We start from the raw sequence: 19,806 nt of genomic DNA, 5'->3' as shown, positions 1-19,806 counted from the left end.
AAAATGAGTTTTGATGATAATAAAGAGCGTGTAATTCAAGAATACGTACCAGGTAAACAGGTGACACTTGCGCATTTAATTGCCAATCCTAACCGTGATATTTATATAAAATTAGGTCTAGAAGAGGGTGCTAGCGCTATTGGTATTTTAACGATAACTCCAAGTGAAGCAGCAATTATTGCCAGTGATATCGCCACTAAATCAGGGGATGTTCAAATTGGTTTTATTGACCGTTTTAGTGGATCGGTTGTACTTACTGGAGATGTTTCATCCGTGGAATCGGCTCTACAACAAGTGGTTTATTCTTTACATGAAATTTTAGATTTCTCGATTCCAAAACTTACTAGGAGCTGAGTCACTTGAAGAAAATGATGGTAATGGGATCAGTTGGTTGTGGAAAAACAACACTATGCCAAAAATTACATGGTTTTGATATTTTATATAAGAAAACGCAAGCGGTGGACTATTTTCAAGAAATGATAGATACACCCGGTGAATTTGTGCAACATAGACAACTTTATAGTGCGCTAACAGTTACTGCAGCTGATGCCGCGGTTATTGCGATTTTACAAAGTGTTACTGAGAAAAAACAAACATTTTCTCCGATGTTTGCTAGTATTTTTGCTAAGCCGGTTATTGGGATTGTTACCAAAGTGGATTTAGCGGAATCGGACAAAGATATTGAGCGAGCAGAACGAGAATTAAAATTGGCTGGCGCGAAAAAAATATTTTATATCTCCTCAGTAGAAGAAACTGGCATCGAAGAACTTCGCGCATATTTAGAAGATTAATTTTTATTAGGTGGAGGTGCTTTCCATGCCGCAAGTGAGGGATTTATCTATCATTGATTTACCAAGTGGTTGTATATTAACCAGCTGTGATATAAGTGCTGGCTTTGGCGAGAAACTGCATGATAGTCTAACAGTTGCGCCAGAGTTAACTGGCCAATTAACATTGCGGGTAGCACTGCTTGAAATGATTGCAACGGGCGCAGAAGTTGTAGCGGTAAGTGATGTTGTTGGTGCTGAAATGGAGCCAACTGGAAGACGTATTATCGCTGGATTAGAGAATGAATTAAAAAAAGCTAATTTAGCGCATATTGAATTAAATGGTAGTACAGAAGAAAATATGGAAGTAGCAGCGACCAGTGTTGGTGTGCTTGTAACCGGATTCGCAACTAGAGCGGCACTGAAAATAACTAATGTGCATCAAGCTGCGATTTTATTTGCGTTTGGAGAACCAATTGTCGGAGCAGAAGTATTGCAAAAAATGGATCAAATGCCAGACTACCAATTGGTAAAACGTCTAATTAAAAATAATGCAGTGTTGGAAGTGGTTCCTGTTGGATCAAAAGGAATGGCTTATGAAGCGAACTTGTTGGCACACCTGAATAATGGTGTTTTTATTCCTGATGACACATTAAATGATGAAAAAATGAATAAAACTGCGGGACCTGCTTCTGTTATTTTAGCTGCAGTTAAAGCCGATTTAGCCGCGCCTTTTTTGAAAGAATATCCTAGTGCAAAATGTTTAGGAGCTATACATAGAAATGAGGTATCAACATGGGAGAAATAATCCTTGTAACAGGTGGAGCTAGGAGTGGAAAAAGTAGTTTTGCTGAAAAAGTGGCATCAAACTCTGAACGGGTTCTTTATGTTGCAACGGGTATCGCTTTTCAAGATGATATGGAATTTCAAGCAAGAATTAAAAAACATCAAGCATCCAGACCAAAAACTTGGGAAACATTAGAAGTTTTTCAAGGAATTCCAGAATATTTAAATGCGCATGCTAAGAAATATGAGGTAATTTTACTGGATTGTGTGACGATGCTTGTGACGAATTTATTCTTTCAAGCACTTGGTGAACAAGAACTAACAAACTCTTTGGCTGATAAGATAGAGACAGAAATTCAATCCGTAGTTTTGGAGATTTTGTTAGCGGGGAGTAAAGCAGATGCGAAGTTGCTTTTTGTTACAAATGAAATCGGACTTGGTGTCGTTCCTGAAAATAAGATGACACGGATTTTTAGAGATATAATTGGTCGAGTAAACCAACAAATCGCTGCTCAGTCGGATGAAGTTTATTTTGTTTTAAGTGGCATTCCGAAAAGGTGGAAATAGCATGAAAACATTTATTTTATTAATTCAATTTTTTACGCGAATACCAATACCTATCGAAATTAATATGGCGGAGATTAACTTAAAAAAAGGGAGTGTGTTACTTCCTTTAGTAGGCGTTGTAATTGGCGCTTGGAACTGGCTTGTTTTTACGTTAGTTGATCTGGTTATGCCGCTTCCAGTCGCAATTATTACGGGGCTTTTTGCAGAAATAATTATTACAGGCGGGTTTCATGTGGATGCGCTTGCCGATACTGCAGATGGGCTTTTTTCTTCTCGTAAAAAGGAACGGATGCTAGAAATTATGAAAGATAGTCGGGTTGGAGCCAATGGTGTGATTGCTATTAGTTTTTACTTTCTATTGTATGCGGCATTATTTATTTCAGTTCCTGATGTTAGCCAAATTGGCTGGCTGTTTTTTATGTTACCGATTGTCGCTAAGGGAGTAACAATGTTGCTTTTTGGAAATATGAAATATGCTGGATCTAAAGAAGGTTTAGGTGCCATTTTTTTAGGTGTTCCACTTTGGATTATTATTTTATCGCAAATAATGGTACTTATGTTTTTAGGCTTGTTTTTTTCGTATGTAGGATTAATTGCATACGTTGGTGTGCTATTATTTGTTGTTGGTTATCGTACTTTTGTTTACCGAAGAATTGGTGGAATGAATGGGGATACACTAGGAGCGGGCGGACAGATGGGACAATTAGTTTGTTTATTTTGCCTTGTGCTACTTTGGGGGTTGATTTAAATGCAACTTATTTTAGTGAGACATGGTGAAACAGAAATGAACAAAAGAAAACAATATGGCGGTCAAACGGATGTATCGCTAAATGATACAGGGAAAATCCAGATGCAACAGCTAAAAGAAAAGTTGGCTAGCTACTCGCTTGATTTGGTTGTTACAAGTGATTTAAAACGAGTAAAAGAATCTGCTGCTATTTTGAGCGATACAAAGGTGGTTCATTTTTCAGAACTTAACGAATTAAATTTTGGGGATTTCGAGGGGCATACATATCAGGAAATTAATGCGTTATTTCCTGTAGCTTGGGAGGCATATTGTCATGATTGGCAAACGGCGGATTTTCCAAACGGAGAAAATTTCTCGCTTTTTTATAAACGTGTAATGGAAAAAATAGAGGCTGAATGGAGCAATTGGCAGAATCTAAATACCGTTTTAATTGTCGGTCATCTAGGTGTTTTGCGATTAATCACGCTCTTTTTGCAAAAAAAGCAAATAACACAATATTGGGATGCTGATTTTAAGCAAGGGTGTTATTCTTTGTGGGACAATGATTCTGCTCGTTTTTTAATTTTAAATAAATAGTATAATATTGTTGTTTTAGGTGGAAGCGCTCTTTTTATAATGGATTTGTGATAAGATGTAACTAATTAAATAGTTCTTATGTTGGTGGAATGGATAAACATTTCTGAAAGAGGAATTCGGTTAGATGCCGAAACTGCCCCCGCAACTGTAAGGTGGACAAAGATTGAGATAACCACTGTACATGATTTTTATGTATGGGAAGGTTCAATGTTTGGAAGAAGCCAAGTCAGGATACTCGCCAAATAAGATGGAAACAGCTCTTTTTCGGGGTCCTAAAAAGCGTATGTGAGTAAACGTAGTAATGTTATTTGCTATGTATGTAAACTCTCATCCGATTTTGGATGAAAGTTTTTTTGTTTTTTAAGGATGAAAAAAAGCCATATTCTTATAGAAGAATATGACTTTATAGCTATTTATTTTAATGTTTCTCGGTAGCCTTTTGGTGTAATATCGAATTCTTTGCGAAACACTTTGCAGAAATAACTGGTTTGTGTGAAGCCTAAGTTTCTTGCAACGTTATCAATAGACCAACGCGGATTTTTAAGCATATCTTTTGCTAGAGACATTTTCTTTTGGTTAACATAATTGATAAAATTCACATTCATTTCTTTTTTAAAGAGCTTACTGAAATAATAGGAACTTAGAAATACATGACTAGCAACCTCGTCTAGTGTAATAGTACGATTAAGGTTTTTCTCAATATATTTCAGAGCTTTACGAATTTCTTTATTTTCTTCTTGATGCACGACTTTTGTATGATGAAAAGCGATTTTTTGTTTTTGTTCCTCGCGACCTTTTTCCATCTCTGACTTTAAGTAATATTGCGAAATTATAGTAAGCATTTTTGCAGAAGAGTTGATTTTTTTGGCGCTAAATACAGGAACAGAACGAAAAGCAGAAATGAGTTCTTTATCATTTTTCCAGTCAGTTTCTTCCGTTTGAATATTACCAACTTGACTATCTTCCTCACAAATGACCTGGCCGCTTAATAAAAAGCCACTAAGCTGATTTTCAACAACGATTGGTACGGAAAAGTCTGTTAATCCAGCATGGCATCGATAAATAAGTGGTTGGCCTGTTTTGGATGCTTCGAGTCCACCAAACATATCACATTTTTGGCATAGCGAGCGATATTTTGGATTGGAACGAATGCGTTGGCAAAAAGGAGTAAAGTTACATAATCTAGAAACTTCGGTACCATGGATATCAACTACAACCGATGCTAAACTGGTGGCTGCTGAAAATTCATCCATGACTTTTTCGATAAGTAATTCGTTGCTTTTGGACTGTAGTAACATAGTGATTCCCCTTTCGGCGATACTTAGCGTGATTTGTCGCTATAAGTATATCATATTTATAATGCGCTTACATTTTCTTGCCATGAAGATAACAATATATTGCTACGATAAATTTTATAGTTGGAGACTGAAACCGTGCATCAGTGGATGGGTTTTTGTCGTTATTTTTTTTAAAGGCGCAAAATTGTGTTAAAACATGATTTGGGTCTTCTTTTTTTATTCCCGGAAGTGCCAACTATTTATAGTCTGAATTGCATATACTGAGAGAGTAAAATACTTATTATTACAAAGGAGGTACACCCATGCAAGAAGCACTAGGTTTAGTTGAAACTAAAGGGCTAGTTGGCGCCATTGAAGCCGCTGACGCCATGGTTAAATCAGCTAATGTAACATTAAACGGGTACGAAAAAATCGGGTCTGGTCTTGTAACTGTTATGGTTCGCGGGGATGTTGGCGCAGTAAAAGCAGCAACAGAAGCTGGGGCTGCAGCAGCAAGAAACGTTGGCACGGTAATGAGTACTCATGTTATTCCTCGTCCGCACACAGATGTGGAAGAAATTTTGCCAGTGAGGGTGAAGTCAGATGAGTGAGCAGAATAAACTGATTGACGAAATTCTAAAACAGGTAATGGAAACGGTTGGAAATGACCCGGAAAAAATAGTAGAGGATGGAGGATCACGTCAAATGAGTGAAAAAGCAGTTCAATTAACAGAGTTTGTAGGAACAGCGATTGGAGATACAATCGGCCTAGTGATTGCGAATGTAGATGGTCAACTTTTAGAAGCAATGAAGCTTGAAAAGTCGTACCGTTCTATTGGTATTTTGGGAGCCCGTACAGGTGCAGGTCCACATATTATGGCAGCAGATGAAGCTGTAAAAGCAACAAATACAGAAGTAGTAAAAATTGAATTACCACGAGATACAAAAGGTGGCGCAGGTCACGGTTCTTTAATTATCTTTGGTGGAAATGATGTTTCTGACGTAAAACGCGCAGTAGAAGTTGCGCTTAATGAATTAGATAAAACTTTCGGTGATGTATACGGAAACGAGGCTGGTCATATTGAACTTCAATATACAGCACGTGCGAGTCATGCACTCGAAAAAGCTTTTGGATCTCCAGTTGGTAAAGCTTGCGGCATTATTGTCGGTGGTCCTGCAGGTATTGGTGTAGTTATGGCTGATACAGCAGTGAAATCGGCAAATGTTGATGTAGTTGCTTATTCTTCACCAACTGACGGAACTAGTTTCTCTAATGAAGTGATTCTATGCATTTCTGGAGATTCTGGTGCTGTTCGTCAAGCAGTTGTTTCAGCACGTGAAATTGGTAAAAAATTACTTGGAGCTTTAGGGGATGAACCGAAAAATGATCGTCCATCCTACATTTAGAACGGAGGGTAACGACTGATGAAATCAAAACGCTTTGAAGAATTAGCAAAACGCCCGGTTAATCAAGATGGTTTTGTAAAGGAATGGATAGAAGAAGGCTTAATAGCAATGGAAAGCCCGAATGATCCAAAACCTAGCATTAAAATAGAAAATGGTAAAGTAGTCGAAATGGATAGCAAAAAACTAGCTGAATTTGACTTAATCGACCATTTTATCGCTAAATATGGGATTGATTTATCTCGTGTAGAAGAAGTTATGCAAATGGATTCTGTGAAGCTTGCCAATATGCTTTGTGATCCAAATGTACCACGTGAAAAAATCGTTTTACTTACAACTGCGATGACACCGGCAAAAATTGTAGAAGTAGTATCACAAATGAACGTAGTAGAAATGATGATGTCAATGCAAAAAATGCGTTCTCGTCGGACACCTACAACACAAGCTCACGTAACTAATTTACGTGATAACCCAGTACAAATCGCAGCGGATGCAGCAGAAGCAGCAATTCGTGGTTTTGATGAACAAGAAACAACTGTTGCGGTAGTTCGTTATGCACCATTTAATGCACTTAGCTTACTAGTTGGGTCACAAACTGGTCGTGGCGGCGTACTTACACAATGTTCCTTAGAAGAAGCAACCGAGTTAGAACTTGGTATGCGTGGATTAACTTGTTATGCAGAAACTATTTCCGTTTATGGAACAGAACCAGTATTCACAGATGGAGACGACACACCTTGGTCTAAAGGGATTTTAGCTAGTGCTTATGCTTCCCGTGGGCTGAAAATGCGTTTCACTTCAGGAACAGGTTCGGAAGTACAAATGGGATATGCAGAAGGAAAATCAATGTTATACCTAGAATCTCGCTGTATTTTCATTACAAAAGCAGCTGGCGTTCAAGGATTACAAAATGGATCAATTAGTTGTATCGGAATTCCAGGAGCAGTACCAAGTGGAATTCGTGCTGTACTTGCAGAGAATTTAATTGCAGTAATGCTTGATCTGGAAGTTGCATCTGGTAATGACCAAACATTCTCGCATTCTGATATTCGTCGTACAGCTCGTTTACTAATGCAATTCTTACCTGGAACTGACTATATTTCTTCTGGTTATAGTGCAACACCAAACTATGACAATATGTTTGCAGGTTCCAATTTCGATGCAGATGATTTTGATGATTATAATATTTTACAACGTGATTTAAAAGTAGATGGTGGTTTAACCCCAGTTACCGAAGAAGAAGTTGTTGCAGTAAGAAATAAAGCGGCTCGTGTTATCCAAGTTGTTTTTGAACAATTAGGTCTTCCAAAAGTAACGGATGAAGAAGTAGAAGCAGCAACATATGCACGTGGAAGCAAAGATATGCCAGAACGTAATATGGTAGAAGATATTAAAGCAGCAGCTGAAATGATGGATCGTGGTGTAACAGGTCTTGATGTAGTAAAAGCTTTATCTGCTGGTGGATATGATGATGTTGCCGAAAGCGTACTTAATATGTTGAAACAACGTGTATCCGGGGACTTCCTTCATACATCTGCAATTATTGACAAAGATTGGAATGTTATTAGTTCTGTCAATGATTTAAATGATTATGCTGGTCCAGGAACTGGTTATCGCTTAGAGGGCGAACGTTGGGAAAAATTAAAAGATATCGCTGTTGCGGTTGATGCAAACGAATTAGACTAAGCTACTTCCCATTTTTTATAAAGGAGGACTAAGAGACATGGTTGAAATTAACGAAAAAGTACTTCGCGGAATTATATCCGAAGTGCTAGATGAATTACAGCTAAAAGAAGATAAAATTTCTTTTCAAAAGGAAAAACCTGTTGCTGCAGTTTCAGAAGAAAGCTTTTTAACAGAAGTTGGGGAAGCTGAACCTGGAAGACAAAAAGATGAAGTGGTTATCGCTGTTGCGCCAGCTTTTGGAAAATACCAAACGAAAAATATAGTTGGTGTCCCACATAAACAAATTTTACGAGAAGTAATTGCTGGAATTGAGGAAGAAGGATTAAAGGCACGTGTTGTTCGTGTATTCCGTTCTTCTGACGTTGCTTTTGTAGCAGTAGAAGGAGATAAATTAAGTGGTTCTGGTATTTGTATCGGAATTCAGTCACGTGGAACAGCTTTAATCCACCAAAAAGACTTACAACCACTTTCAAATTTAGAACTTTTCCCACAAGCACCACTAATTACACTTGAAACATATCGTGCAATCGGAAAAAATGCTGCGAAATATGCTAAAGGTGAATCACCTAATCCAGTACCAATGGTGAATGATCAAATGGCTCGTCCTAAATTCCAAGCAAAAGCGGCATTACTTCATATCAAAGAAACGAAACATGTTATTCAAGGGAAAAATGCGGTAGAACTACAAGTAAACTAATAGTGAGGTGAAAAAAATGAATCAAGAAGCTTTAGAAAATATGGTTAGAGATATTTTGCAAGAAGTTAACAGTGGTGCGGTTAAAACAACTACTTCACAGAAAGTAAGCGGAGATTCGCTTACAGTTCGTGATTACCCACTTGGAACAAAACGTCCAGAACTTGTTAAAACATCCACCGAAAAATCATTAGATGATATTACTTTAAAAAATGTTTTAGACGGTACGATTAAACCAGAAGATGTTCGAGTAACTGCCGAAACATTAAAAATGCAAGCACAAGTAGCAAGAGATGCTGGTCGTGCGACACTTGCTAATAATTTTGAACGTGCAGCAGAACTAACGGTTGTTCCGGATGAGCGTATTTTAGAAATTTATAATGCGATGCGTCCTTATCGTTCTTCCAAAGCAGAACTTTTTGCCATTGCAGATGAGTTAGAAAATGTTTATCATGCAACCATTTGTTCAAATTATGTACGTGAAGCAGCAGAACTTTATCAAGAGCGTAAAAAATTAAAAGGTGATAACTAAAACATCTTGCTCTCGATTACGAAGGAAATGCGGTGAAATAAATGAAGTATATTGCAGGCATTGATATCGGAAACTCTACGACAGAAGTAGCATTTGCTAAAAATGATTCTTTGGATGACCCAGTTTTTGTTGCAAGTGCCATTACGGAAACGACTGGTATCAAGGGAACAAAACAAAATCTTCATGGAATTTTTAAAGCATTAAATCTTGCTTTAAAACAGGTAGGTGCAACTTCTGCTGATTTAGCCGAAATTCGGATTAATGAAGCAACTCCCGTAATTGGTGATGTAGCGATGGAAACAATTACCGAAACAATCATCACTGAATCGACCATGATTGGGCATAATCCCAAAACACCTGGTGGGCTAGGGATGGGTTCCGGTATAACAGTTCTTTTGGATGAGTTAGCTTCCAAACCAAATAAGGATAGTTACATTGTTATCATTCCAAAAACAGTCGACTTTGAAGATGCGGCACTAGCGATAAATGCTTATGCTGAACGCGGTTATCAAATTACAGCTGCAATTCTTCAAGCGGATGATGGCGTCCTTGTTCATAATCGCTTAAATCACAAAATACCGATAGTAGATGAAGTTAGTTTTATTGATAAAGTTCCTGTAGATATGTTGGCAGCGGTTGAAGTTGCAGCACCAGGTAAGGTCATTGAAACAATTTCAAATCCATACGGTATTGCGACGGTATTTCATTTAAATTCTGATGAAACAAAAAATATTATTCCAGTCGCTCGAGCTTTAATTGGCAATCGTTCTGCGGTTGTAATTAAAACTCCTGAAGGGGATGTAAAAGCACGCACTATTCCAGCTGGTCACATTGAGCTCACCTCTGGGAATCGGACGCTTCGTGTAAATGTTGCAGAAGGATCCGACAAAATTATGCAAGCAATTAGGTCCTTATCAGAACTGGATAATGCGAGCGGAGAACCAGGAACGAACATTGGTGGGATGCTTGAAAAAGTACGGCAAACAATGGCTGGACTAACAGATAAACTTCCAGCAGATATTTTTATCCAAGATTTACTTGCGGTTGATACATTTGTCCCTATGGATGTTCAAGGTGGTCTTGCTGGTGAATTTTCGATGGAACAAGCGGTTGGTATTGCCTCGATGGTAAAAAGTGATCATTTGCAGATGGCTGCGATTGCTTCTGAGATGGAGCAAGAATTAAAAGTAGCTGTTAAAATCGGAGGAGCAGAAGCCGAAGCAGCAATTCTTGGTGCGCTTACAACCCCGGGAACAAATACACCTCTAGCCATTTTAGATCTTGGGGCAGGTTCGACGGATGCCTCCATTATTAATGGTAAGGGAGAGATGATTGCAACTCATTTAGCAGGTGCTGGTGATATGGTAACCATGATTATTCAGTCAGAAATTGGTTTGGAAGATCGCTATTTAGCAGAAGATATTAAAAAATATCCGCTAGCAAAAGTAGAAAGTATTTTCCATATACGTCATGAAGATGGCACAGTTCAGTTTTTTGATACCCCACTTTCTCCAAGCGTATTTGCCAAAGTAGTTATTGTAAAACCAGATGGCTTTATCCCAATTCCAGGAGATGTATCAATCGAAAAAATTAAATTAGTACGCCGTTCTGCTAAAGAGCGAGTTTTTGTAACGAATACTATCCGCGCACTTGAATATGTTAGCCCAACTGGAAATATTCGCGACATTCCATTTGTAGTAATTGTTGGAGGATCTGCACTTGATTTTGAGATTCCACAATTAATTACGGATGCACTTTCGCATTATTCGCTTGTGGCTGGTCGTGGAAATATTCGCGGAAAAGAAGGTCCAAGGAATGCTGTAGCAACTGGATTAATACTTTCTAATAAGCGAGGCGATCGTGCATGATTCCTGTTCTAAGTAAACCAGCGATATATTTTCATGCAGATACAGATGCGAATCCAGATTGTATTAAGCAAGTGTTGTTTGGAATAGAAGAAGAAGGCATTCCTTGTGAGTTAGAAATTATGCCCTTAAAAGATGAGGTAGAGGCAGCATTTCGAGCTTCTGCAAGTTCGCCGCTTTTAGTCGGAGTTACACTAAAAAATGATCATTTAGTGATTCATTATCGTAATTTACCCCCAGATAAACCACTTTTTTCTGAGTACCGTTTTGAAGCAAGTACTACCGAAGAAAAACGGAATATAGGGATGAATGCGGCGCGGCTTGTTAAGGGTGTACCTTTTAAATAAGGAGGTGAAGGAATGCATCAAGCGATTGGTATTATTGAGATTAAAGGACTGGCTTCCGCAATTACTGTAGCTGATACTATGGCTAAAGTAGCAAATATTGATTTAATTGACACTGAAAAAGCAAAAGGTTTTGGCTGGATTACGGTGAAAATTGAAGGCGATGTCGCAGCGGTCAATGCAGCATTAGAAGCAGGAGAGCAAACAGCCATCCAATCAGATAGCTTTGTTGCGAAAAAGGTCATTCCTCGTCCAGGAGAAGAAATTTTCACAGTGTTTTGGCCAAAAGAAGAAGTGGCACCGGAACCAGAAAAAGAGGAACCAGCTCCGGTAGAACAAGAAAAACCAGCTGAACCAGAAGTAATGGCAGAAGCAACATGCAATTTATGTCATGATCCAGCTTGCCCTCGAGTAAAAGGGGATCCTAGACAAGACTGCATCCATTTTGACGAAGAAAAATAAACCCAATTTTAAGGAGGAAATAAAATGAATAACGCACTTGGAATGATTGAAACTAAAGGACTTGTTGGCGCAATTGAAGCAGCTGACGCAATGGTAAAAGCAGCTAACGTATCACTTGTTGGCTATGAAAAAATTGGTTCTGGACTTGTAACAGTAATGGTTCGTGGTGATGTTGGCGCAGTAAAAGCAGCAACAGACGCAGGAGCTGCAGCAGCACGTAATGTGGGAGAAGTTCAATCTATCCACGTTATTCCACGCCCTCATAATGATGTGGAAACATTGTTACCAAAAGGACTATAAACCGTGGAACGAGAAGAATTAAAAAGTCTGATTAAAAAAATAGTGGCAGCAAAACTTGATGGTGCGGAGACAGAGATTCCAATTGGAGTCTCTAACCGCCACATCCATCTTACAGAATCGGACTATAACCAATTATTCCCAAATGAGCCAATTCAAGTGAAGAAATGGCTAAAACAACCAGGCGAATTCGCAGCAGAACAAACATTAACGGTTGTTTCTGATAAGGGCGAATTAAAACGTGTCCGAATTTTAGGACCATTACGCAAATTTTCGCAGGTGGAACTTTCTAAAACTGACGCAAGAATGCTTGGAATGCAAATACCGATTCGTATTTCTGGTGATATTGAAGGAACGCCCGGAATTAAACTCGTTTCAAAAGAACGCGAACTTACTTTATCAAAAGGTACGATTATTGCAAAACGTCATATTCATTTGCCAGAAAGTGTAGCGACGGAATATGGTGTAAAACAGGGGGATGAAGTTTCTGTTCAAGTTGGTTCAGAAATGCGTAGCCTCATTTTGCATCATTGTACGATTCGAGTAAATAACCAATTTATTCCAGAAATGCATATTGATACCGATGAAGCAAATGCGGCAGATATTGCTGGCAATGCTTTTGCAAAAATAATCAAGCCGTAACTAATAAGGAGGTGGAGAAATGGACATTTTACAAGTAGCAAATGAGCGAATGGAACAACTCGCGGCATTAATGAATAAAGACAAAAAACAATCTATTGCTAACGAAGCAAATGTGAAAGTTGGCGTCGATTTAGGTACATCCTCCATTGTATTTGTTGTATTAGATGAGGACGATGTGCCACTTTTTGGTGCATTTGAATTTGCTGATGCAGTAAGGGATGGCCTAGTTGTTAATTACCGCGAGTCAGTGGAAGTGGTAACACGTCTTAAAGAACGGGCAGAGAAATGCCTCGGGATAACACTAACACATGCTTCAGGAGCAATCCCACCCGGCACAATTGGTAATAATAAAAAAGTCGTTGCTAACGTAATCGAAAGTGCAGGAATGGAGGCACTTTATACGATTGATGAACCAACCGCTGCTGCTGCAGTGCTTGATTTAAACAATGGAGCAGTAGTGGATGTCGGAGGTGGTACAACCGGTATTAGTGTTTTTCAGGATGGGGAAGTGATTTATACCGCTGACGAACCAACTGGGGGAACACATATGACACTTGTTCTAGCAGGTTACTATGGAGTTACCGTAGAAGAAGCTGAACAGAATAAAAGAAAACAAAAAGATTCAAGCGAACACTACTCTGTGATGCGCCCTGTAGTTGAGAAAATGGCAGAAATCACCCGCGTTCATCTCGAAAAATCTCCTTCAGAACCACTTTATATTGTTGGCGGGGCTTCGGCATATAGCCAATTTAAAGGCACATTTGAAAGCTATTTGAAAGTGCCTGTTTTTCAACCAAATTATCCACAATATGTTACGCCACTTGGTATTGCAATGAGTTCAGGGAGCGGAAATCTATGATAGAAGAATTAGTAAAAATCATTGTCAAACGCTTGAAAATGCGAGCAGCTAACCAAACTAGTATCCCTGTTTCGAAAATGCCACGTGATCCAGTTGCGGTTTTTATGAAAAGCGGAACAGTTCGGTTAACACAAGTAAACCAGCATTTTCTAGAACGATTGCTTAGTGGAAATCGCTCGGAGCTCTTATCTTGCTGGTTAAAAAAAGCAGTAGATTATGAGGTTTCTCTAGAACTAGAACTATTTGATAACGGGGAACCTTGGCTTGATTATCAGATGCTCACGTCTATTCCGTTTCCAATTTTTAGTGTTACGGGTGAGCTGTTGGTTCATTCAGAAGGTGGCGTTATTTGTTATAGTGATAGCGCAATAATCCCAAGCGGAAGTACACTTTGCAAATATAAAAAGCAGCTTATTACACCGCTTGCAAATGAATTTTTAGTGAAAAATAATATTGCAGTGCGGGAAAGGCAGTGATGGAATGTACATGGCAAAAATTACTGGAAGTGTAGTTTCTACTAAAAAAGAAGACTCGCTTGTTGGGAAAAAATTAATGATTGTCCAACCAGTAGATGCAAATGGAGAAAATGTTCGTTCTGAAGAAGTTGCATGTGATTCTGTTGGTGCTGGTATTGGTGAGTATGTCCTTGTCGCTCGGGGAAATGCTGCTAGAAGTGTCTTTATGGAACCGAATAGTGCAATTGACTCGGCAATTATTGCAATTGTTGATAGTTTTGATAAGTAAGGAGTGATAAACTCATGAGTATTTATACAAAAACTGGCGATAAAGGCACTACTGCGCTATTTGATGGAAGTCGTGTGAAAAAATATGATGATCGTGTGGAGACATATGGTTCTTTTGATGAATTAAATGCCGAAATTAGTGTTGCTGAAAAATTTGTAACTTCTGCTGAAAATAAAACGTTACTTCGAAATATCGAACGACAATTATTTTATCTTTGCGCAGAACTTGCAACAGAAAATGAAGCAGCACTTAATGACAAGATTATAATCACACAAGATGACATTAGTAATTTGGAAAAAATCATCGACAATTATTCGACCAAATTACCCAAAGTAGACAGTTTTGTTTTACCAGGTTCTAGTACAGCAGGAGCATTTTTACATAGTGCTCGCACAATAGCAAGACGCGCGGAACGATTATTAGTTCGTTTTGCAGAACAAACTCCAGTTAGAATGGAAATATTAAAATATGTCAATCGTTTATCAGATTGCTTATACATCCTTGCCAGAGAAGAAGATTTTAGACAAATGCTCGATAAAGCAACTAAATTAATTGTTGAGAGATACTTAAAGCAAACTGAAAAAGAACCGTCCAAAACGACAGAACTATCCTTTTCCTTTTGTGAAAAATTAATGCGTCATGTTTGTGCTATCTCTGAAGAAGAAGGTGTTCCAGTCACGTTGGCAGTAGTTGATGCGCACGGTAATACAAGGTTTAATTACCGTATGGAGCATGCTCTCCTAGTAAGTGCGGAACTTGCAACAAAAAAAGCCTATTCGGCAGTAGCTATGAAAACAAGTACAGAAAATTTAGCAGAAGCAGTTCAGCCAGGTGCCGAGCTTTATCAATTAGAAACTTTGACGAACGGAGATATTGTAACGTTTGGCGGAGGGGTTCCAATTTATACGTCAAATGGAACGATAATTGGTGGAATTGGAATAAGTGGTGGATCTGTGGAGCAAGATATACGCATTGCCAAAAAAGCATTATCAATGATAGAGAAGGGGTAATTCAGTATGGAAGCATTAGAACTTGAACAACTGGTAAAAAAAGTTCTTTTAGAGAAATTAACCAGTCAAAATGAAGAACCAGCAATAAAAACAGGGGCAAAAAGTGGTATTTTTGACACGGTTGATGAAGCCGTTCAAGCGGCAGTAATCGCACAAAACTGTTTTAAAGAAAAATCGCTGGAAGACCGTAGAAATGTTGTACAAGCAATTCGCACAGCACTTTATCCAGAAATCGAAAATATAGCTACACGAGCTGTTGCAGAGACAGGTATGGGTAATGTAGCAGACAAAATCTTGAAAAACACTTTAGCAATTGAAAAAACACCAGGAGTAGAAGATCTTTATACAGAAGTAGCAACTGGAGATAATGGCATGACGCTTTATGAACTTTCTCCATATGGTGTTATTGGAGCAGTTGCGCCAAGTACGAATCCAACAGAAACATTAATTTGTAATACAATTGGGATGCTTGCTGCGGGTAATGCTGTATTTTATAGCCCACATCCAGGTGCTAAAAATATTTCGTTATGGTTAATCGAAAAATTAAATACAATTGTTCGCGAAAGTTGTGGCATTGATAATTTAGTCGTTACAGTAGAAAAACCTTCCATTCAAGCAGCGCAAGAAATGATGAACCATCCGAAAGTCCCACTACTTGTCATTACAGGTGGACCAGGAGTAGTTCTTCAAGCAATGCAATCTGGGAAAAAAGTGATTGGAGCAGGCGCTGGAAATCCACCATCTATAGTAGATGAAACAGCAAACATTGAAAAAGCCGCAGCGGATATTGTAGCAGGAGCTTCTTTTGATCATAATATTTTATGTATTGCTGAAAAAAGCGTCGTAGCAGTCGATAGTATTACAGATTTCTTATTATTCCAAATGGAAAAAAATGGCGCACTACATGTGACTAATCCAAGTGATATTCAAAAATTAGAAAAAGTAGCTGTTACTGAAAAAGGAGCTACCAATAAAAAATTAGTCGGAAAAAGTGCAACGGAGATTCTAAAAGAAGCAGGAATAGCTTGTGATTTTACACCAAGATTAATTATTGTTGAAACAGATAAATCACATCCATTTGCGACCGTAGAACTTTTAATGCCAATTGTTCCAGTTGTAAGAGTAAAAGACTTTGATCAAGCTTTAGAAGTAGCAATCGAATTAGAGCAAGGATTGCATCATACAGCAACCATGCATTCGCAAAATATTTCTAGATTAAACAAAGCAGCGCGCGATATGCAAACATCTATTTTCGTGAAAAATGGACCATCGTTTGCAGGTCTTGGCTTTGGTGGAGAAGGTAGCGCAACTTTCACTATCGCGACACCTACTGGGGAAGGCACAACAACTGCTCGTCATTTTGCTAGACGTCGCCGTTGTGTTTTAACAGATGGTTTTTCGATTCGGTAAGAGGAGGCAAAAGTAAATGAATAGCTTTCAAATCAAGACAAAAGTGGCTTTTGGCACAAATAGTTTACAAGTTTTAACAGAAATTAAAAATAAAAATGTTTGGATAATTTGTGACCGTTTTTTAGCAGATGGTGAGGGCTTGCAAGGTTTAATTGGTAAGCTTGATACAACTAATAATGTGCATATTTTTACAGATGTTGTTCCGGATCCTCCCATTTCGAAAGTTGCAAGTGGGGTGAGTGAAGCTGGTAAACTTCAGCCACAAGTGATGATTGCTTTTGGTGGTGGTTCCGCCATTGATACAGCAAAAGGAATTTATTATTTTGCCAAACGATTAGAAAAAATCAATATTGAAACATTTATCGCTATTCCTACAACGAGTGGAACTGGTTCTGAAGTAACAGCCGCAACAGTAATTACTGATCCGACTACGAAAATTAAATATCCATTGTTCCTTGATGAATTAATTCCAGATATGGCTATTCTAGATGCGCAATTAGTTGTCACTGTACCACCGGCAATTACTGCAAATACAGGAATGGACGTATTAACTCATGCTATTGAAGCCTATGTTTCAAAAGCAGCTAGTGATTACACAGATGCTTTAGGTGAAAAAAGTGTTCAACTAACATTGCGATATTTAACCAGTTGTTATGATGATGGTCGTAATTTACTTAACCGTGAGAAAATGCACAATGCTTCCACAATGGCTGGAATGGCTTTTAATTGTGCTAATCTTGGCTTAAATCATAGCATCGCGCATCAATTAGGTGCTCAATTTCATGTTCCACATGGTTTAGCCAATGCGATTTTACTCGATGCCGTTATTCGTTTTAATGCATTTAAAAATCGAGAAACTGAGCAAAAATATGCAGAAATGGCACGGATTTGTAGCATTGCTTCTAGATCTGACTCAAATGAAACGGCTGTTAGATTATTGCGAGAACGAATCGGTCAAATGATGGAGCATATGCAAATGCCACGAACATTAACAGAGGCGGGTGTAGCAAAAGAAAAAGTATTTGCGAAAATGGATGAAATTGCGACCAATGCGCTTAAAGATGCTTGTTTGCCAACCAGTCCTACAACACCATCGCATCAAGAACTAAAAGAGATTTTAGAACAAATTATTTAAAGAAAGATAAAAAAGGAGGATAAACTATGTCAGCATATTTGGCGGAATTTATTGGTACGATGGTTTTGATTATGTTTGGGAATGGGCTTTTAGCAGGACTGAACTTGAATAAATCTTTATCACAAGGTGCCAATTGGGTTGTTGTAACATTTGGTTGGGGCTTCGCAGTAATGATTGGGATATATATAGCAGGAGCATATAGTGGTGCTCATTTAAATCCTGCAGTAACTATTGCGCTTGCAGTAGGCGGAGGTTTTCCTTGGGCAGATGTAGTGCCTTATATTATTGCTCAAATTGCGGGTGCTTTTGTAGGTGCATCCATCGTTATTTTACATTACTATCCACACTTCAAAGCAACGCCAAAAGAAATTGATACACATGGTATTTTTTCTACTGGACCTGCCATTCGAAATACACCATTCAACTTAATTAGTGAAATCATTGCGACTTTTGCGTTTATTTTTGGTTTACTAATGATTGGTGCAAATAATTTCACTGATGGATTAAACCCGCTTATTCTTGGTTTTCTTGTAGTAGCAATCGGAATGAGTTTTGGACCAACAACAGGCTATGCAATCAACCCAGCACGTGATTTTGGGCCAAGACTGGCTTACTTCTTATTACCAGTTCCAAATAAAAGTGGATCTGACTGGCGCTATGCTTGGATTCCAATTGTAGGGCCAATTATCGGTGGTTTACTAGCCATTGGACTTTATAACATTTTACTATAAAAAAAACAATGGAGTAAACGACCAATTCGTTGTTTACTCCTTTAAAGATTAGAAAGGACGGATCATTATGCAAAAAATTATGGCGATAAATGCAGGGAGTTCTTCACTGAAATTCCAGATTTTTGAAATGCCGGGAGAAGAAGTGATAGTGAAGGGTTTAATTGAAAGAATTGGATTACCAGGTGCCATATTCAACATGTCCTTTCAAAATGAAAAAATGAAAGAAGTTTGTAAAATCGAGAACCACGGAGAAGCAGTAGAAATTTTACTTGACCAATTAAAAAAACACCGAGTAATAAAAGATCTTTCAGAAATCGCTGGAGTCGGTCATCGGGTTGCTCATGGTGGGGAAGATTTTGTTTCATCCTGTATCGTAACAGATGAAGTGGTAAAAGGAATTGAGTCAGTTACAAGTCTTGCTCCTTTGCACAATCCAGCTAATATTATTGGGATTAAAACATTCCGTGAGTTGCTTCCGGATGCTATATCTGTGGCTGTATTTGATACCGCTTTTCACCAAACAATTCCAGAAGAAAATTTCTTATATGCACTTCCTTATGCACTTTATGAGAAACATCACATTCGAAAATATGGTTTTCATGGGACAAGTCATCAATATGTTGCCGGAAAAGCAGCAGAAGTTCTTGATAAGCCTTTAGAAAAATTAAAAATCATCTCTTGTCATTTAGGCAATGGGGCTAGTGTTTGTGCGATTGAAGGTGGGAAATCTGTGAATACGTCGATGGGATTCACGCCCAATGCAGGGTTGATGATGGGAACACGTTCTGGTACAATTGACGCGACAATCATACCGTATTTAGTGGACGAACTAGGCTATAGCTTGGATGAAGTTGTCCAAATGATGTCCACTGAATCTGGTGTTCTTGGTGTATCTGGCATTTCTAGTGATTTTAGAGATATTGAAATTGCTGCTGGAGAAGGAAATTCCCGAGCTTTATTAACACTTAGAATGTTCACTGGTCAAATTTGTAATTATATTGGCGCCTATGCTTCAGCAATGAATGGCTGTGATGCGCTACTATTTACAGCTGGTGTGGGTGAAAATTCTCCATTAATCCGTAAGATGGTTACAGAACAACTAAGCTATCTTGGTGTAACTTGTGATGTGACAAAAAATAATGCGGGTGATATGATAATTAGCGAAAATAATCAAGCGGTAAAAGTTTGTATCATTCCAACTAACGAGGAATTAATGATCGCCCGTGATGTGGAAAATTATGCGAAACAACCGACAAGATAGGAGCGATTT

The 19,806-nt window shown here is 38.4% G+C and carries 25 protein-coding genes and 1 riboswitch; of the genes, 24 read left to right on the top strand and 1 reads right to left on the bottom strand.

Going from position 1 to position 19,806, the window contains the following annotated elements; translation table 11 throughout:
* Positions 1 to 3: 3 nt before the first annotated feature.
* The 6 genes from eutS to cobC are packed head-to-tail and all read left to right on the top strand — an operon-like array spanning position 4 to position 3,444.
* On the top strand, positions 4 to 354 hold the full coding sequence (gene eutS, locus HCJ50_RS12915; RefSeq protein WP_185347514.1) for an ethanolamine utilization microcompartment protein EutS: 351 nt from the start codon (positions 4 to 6) through the stop codon (positions 352 to 354).
* A gap of 5 nt (positions 355 to 359) precedes the next feature.
* The gene (locus tag HCJ50_RS12910) at positions 360 to 791 is read left to right on the top strand and encodes a EutP/PduV family microcompartment system protein (protein WP_185347516.1); all 432 of its coding nucleotides are present in this window, start codon (positions 360 to 362) and stop codon (positions 789 to 791) included.
* Between the two features lie 25 nt (positions 792 to 816).
* Positions 817 to 1,575, top strand: coding sequence for an alpha-ribazole kinase (gene cblS / locus HCJ50_RS12905; RefSeq protein ID WP_185347518.1), 759 nt, complete (start codon positions 817 to 819; stop codon positions 1,573 to 1,575).
* Positions 1,563 to 2,120, top strand: coding sequence for a bifunctional adenosylcobinamide kinase/adenosylcobinamide-phosphate guanylyltransferase (gene cobU, locus HCJ50_RS12900; protein ID WP_185347520.1), 558 nt, complete (start codon positions 1,563 to 1,565; stop codon positions 2,118 to 2,120). Before cblS ends, cobU begins: the two co-directional genes overlap by 13 nt.
* Position 2,121: 1 nt before the next feature.
* Positions 2,122 to 2,868, top strand: coding sequence for an adenosylcobinamide-GDP ribazoletransferase (gene cobS / locus HCJ50_RS12895; protein ID WP_185347522.1), 747 nt, complete (start codon positions 2,122 to 2,124; stop codon positions 2,866 to 2,868).
* Entirely contained in the window at positions 2,869 to 3,444 is a 576-nt protein-coding gene (cobC, locus tag HCJ50_RS12890) for an alpha-ribazole phosphatase (RefSeq protein WP_185347524.1), read from the top strand. It abuts the gene before it with no gap.
* A 64-nt stretch (positions 3,445 to 3,508) separates the two neighbouring features.
* A riboswitch (cobalamin riboswitch) is annotated at positions 3,509 to 3,701 on the top strand.
* Positions 3,702 to 3,857: 156 nt separating this feature from the next.
* Here cobC and HCJ50_RS12885 read toward each other — a convergent pair.
* Positions 3,858 to 4,742 (bottom strand): PocR ligand-binding domain-containing protein, encoded by an 885-nt coding sequence (locus HCJ50_RS12885; RefSeq protein WP_185347525.1) that lies wholly within the window; start codon positions 4,740 to 4,742, stop codon positions 3,858 to 3,860.
* A gap of 302 nt (positions 4,743 to 5,044) precedes the next feature.
* On the opposite strand from HCJ50_RS12885, the gene pduA (HCJ50_RS12880) reads away from it, so the two are divergent.
* From pduA (HCJ50_RS12880) to HCJ50_RS12795, 18 genes are all read left to right on the top strand, one after another.
* Positions 5,045 to 5,332: a propanediol utilization microcompartment protein PduA gene (pduA, locus tag HCJ50_RS12880; protein ID WP_185347527.1), complete on the top strand. Its 288-nt coding sequence runs from the start codon at positions 5,045 to 5,047 to the stop codon at positions 5,330 to 5,332.
* Positions 5,325 to 6,128 carry a propanediol utilization microcompartment protein PduB gene (pduB, locus tag HCJ50_RS12875; protein ID WP_185347530.1) on the top strand — a complete coding sequence of 268 codons (804 nt, stop codon included), beginning with the start codon at positions 5,325 to 5,327 and terminating at the stop codon, positions 6,126 to 6,128. The genes pduA (HCJ50_RS12880) and pduB overlap by 8 nt, the downstream gene beginning before the upstream one ends.
* Positions 6,129 to 6,146: 18 nt before the next feature.
* The gene (locus HCJ50_RS12870; protein ID WP_185347532.1) at positions 6,147 to 7,811 is read left to right on the top strand and encodes a propanediol/glycerol family dehydratase large subunit; all 1,665 of its coding nucleotides are present in this window, start codon (positions 6,147 to 6,149) and stop codon (positions 7,809 to 7,811) included.
* 37 nt (positions 7,812 to 7,848) lie between these two features.
* Entirely contained in the window at positions 7,849 to 8,508 is a 660-nt protein-coding gene (locus HCJ50_RS12865) for a propanediol/glycerol family dehydratase medium subunit (RefSeq protein ID WP_185347534.1), read from the top strand.
* Positions 8,509 to 8,524: 16 nt separating this feature from the next.
* Positions 8,525 to 9,037: a diol dehydratase small subunit gene (locus tag HCJ50_RS12860; RefSeq protein ID WP_185347536.1), complete on the top strand. Its 513-nt coding sequence runs from the start codon at positions 8,525 to 8,527 to the stop codon at positions 9,035 to 9,037.
* Positions 9,038 to 9,078: 41 nt separating this feature from the next.
* Entirely contained in the window at positions 9,079 to 10,905 is a 1,827-nt protein-coding gene (locus HCJ50_RS12855) for a diol dehydratase reactivase subunit alpha (RefSeq protein ID WP_185347538.1), read from the top strand.
* The gene (locus HCJ50_RS12850; protein WP_185347540.1) at positions 10,902 to 11,249 is read left to right on the top strand and encodes a glycerol dehydratase reactivase beta/small subunit family protein; all 348 of its coding nucleotides are present in this window, start codon (positions 10,902 to 10,904) and stop codon (positions 11,247 to 11,249) included. The genes HCJ50_RS12855 and HCJ50_RS12850 overlap by 4 nt, the downstream gene beginning before the upstream one ends.
* 12 nt (positions 11,250 to 11,261) lie before the next feature.
* Positions 11,262 to 11,708 (top strand): BMC domain-containing protein, encoded by a 447-nt coding sequence (locus HCJ50_RS12845; protein ID WP_185347542.1) that lies wholly within the window; start codon positions 11,262 to 11,264, stop codon positions 11,706 to 11,708.
* A gap of 24 nt (positions 11,709 to 11,732) precedes the next feature.
* Positions 11,733 to 12,008, top strand: coding sequence for a propanediol utilization microcompartment protein PduA (gene pduA / locus HCJ50_RS12840; RefSeq protein ID WP_003719364.1), 276 nt, complete (start codon positions 11,733 to 11,735; stop codon positions 12,006 to 12,008).
* Positions 12,009 to 12,011: 3 nt separating this feature from the next.
* Positions 12,012 to 12,647, top strand: a complete 636-nt coding sequence (locus tag HCJ50_RS12835) for a phosphate propanoyltransferase (protein ID WP_185347544.1) — start codon at positions 12,012 to 12,014, stop codon at positions 12,645 to 12,647.
* Positions 12,648 to 12,666: 19 nt separating this feature from the next.
* Positions 12,667 to 13,506: an ethanolamine utilization protein EutJ gene (gene eutJ, locus HCJ50_RS12830; protein WP_185347546.1), complete on the top strand. Its 840-nt coding sequence runs from the start codon at positions 12,667 to 12,669 to the stop codon at positions 13,504 to 13,506.
* Positions 13,503 to 13,982, top strand: a complete 480-nt coding sequence (gene pduM, locus HCJ50_RS12825; protein ID WP_185347548.1) for a PduM family microcompartment protein — start codon at positions 13,503 to 13,505, stop codon at positions 13,980 to 13,982. The genes eutJ and pduM overlap by 4 nt, the downstream gene beginning before the upstream one ends.
* Before the next feature lie 4 nt (positions 13,983 to 13,986).
* Entirely contained in the window at positions 13,987 to 14,250 is a 264-nt protein-coding gene (locus HCJ50_RS12820; RefSeq protein WP_185347550.1) for a EutN/CcmL family microcompartment protein, read from the top strand.
* Between the two features lie 14 nt (positions 14,251 to 14,264).
* The gene (locus HCJ50_RS12815) at positions 14,265 to 15,260 is read left to right on the top strand and encodes a cob(I)yrinic acid a,c-diamide adenosyltransferase (RefSeq protein ID WP_185347551.1); all 996 of its coding nucleotides are present in this window, start codon (positions 14,265 to 14,267) and stop codon (positions 15,258 to 15,260) included.
* A 6-nt stretch (positions 15,261 to 15,266) separates the two neighbouring features.
* Complete coding sequence (locus HCJ50_RS12810; RefSeq protein WP_185347552.1) at positions 15,267 to 16,670, top strand: aldehyde dehydrogenase family protein; 1,404 nt, start codon at positions 15,267 to 15,269, stop codon at positions 16,668 to 16,670.
* Between the two features lie 16 nt (positions 16,671 to 16,686).
* Positions 16,687 to 17,805, top strand: coding sequence for a 1-propanol dehydrogenase PduQ (locus HCJ50_RS12805; RefSeq protein WP_185347555.1), 1,119 nt, complete (start codon positions 16,687 to 16,689; stop codon positions 17,803 to 17,805).
* Positions 17,806 to 17,831: 26 nt separating this feature from the next.
* Positions 17,832 to 18,536 carry an MIP/aquaporin family protein gene (locus HCJ50_RS12800; RefSeq protein ID WP_185347557.1) on the top strand — a complete coding sequence of 235 codons (705 nt, stop codon included), beginning with the start codon at positions 17,832 to 17,834 and terminating at the stop codon, positions 18,534 to 18,536.
* A 67-nt stretch (positions 18,537 to 18,603) separates the two neighbouring features.
* Positions 18,604 to 19,797, top strand: coding sequence for an acetate/propionate family kinase (locus tag HCJ50_RS12795; protein ID WP_185347559.1), 1,194 nt, complete (start codon positions 18,604 to 18,606; stop codon positions 19,795 to 19,797).
* Positions 19,798 to 19,806: the final 9 nt, after the last annotated feature.

The sequence above is a fragment of the Listeria immobilis genome, from assembly GCF_014322765.1.
Taxonomy (GTDB): Bacteria; Bacillota; Bacilli; order Lactobacillales; family Listeriaceae; genus Listeria; species Listeria immobilis.
This window is presented reverse-complemented; position numbering and strand designations above follow the sequence as displayed.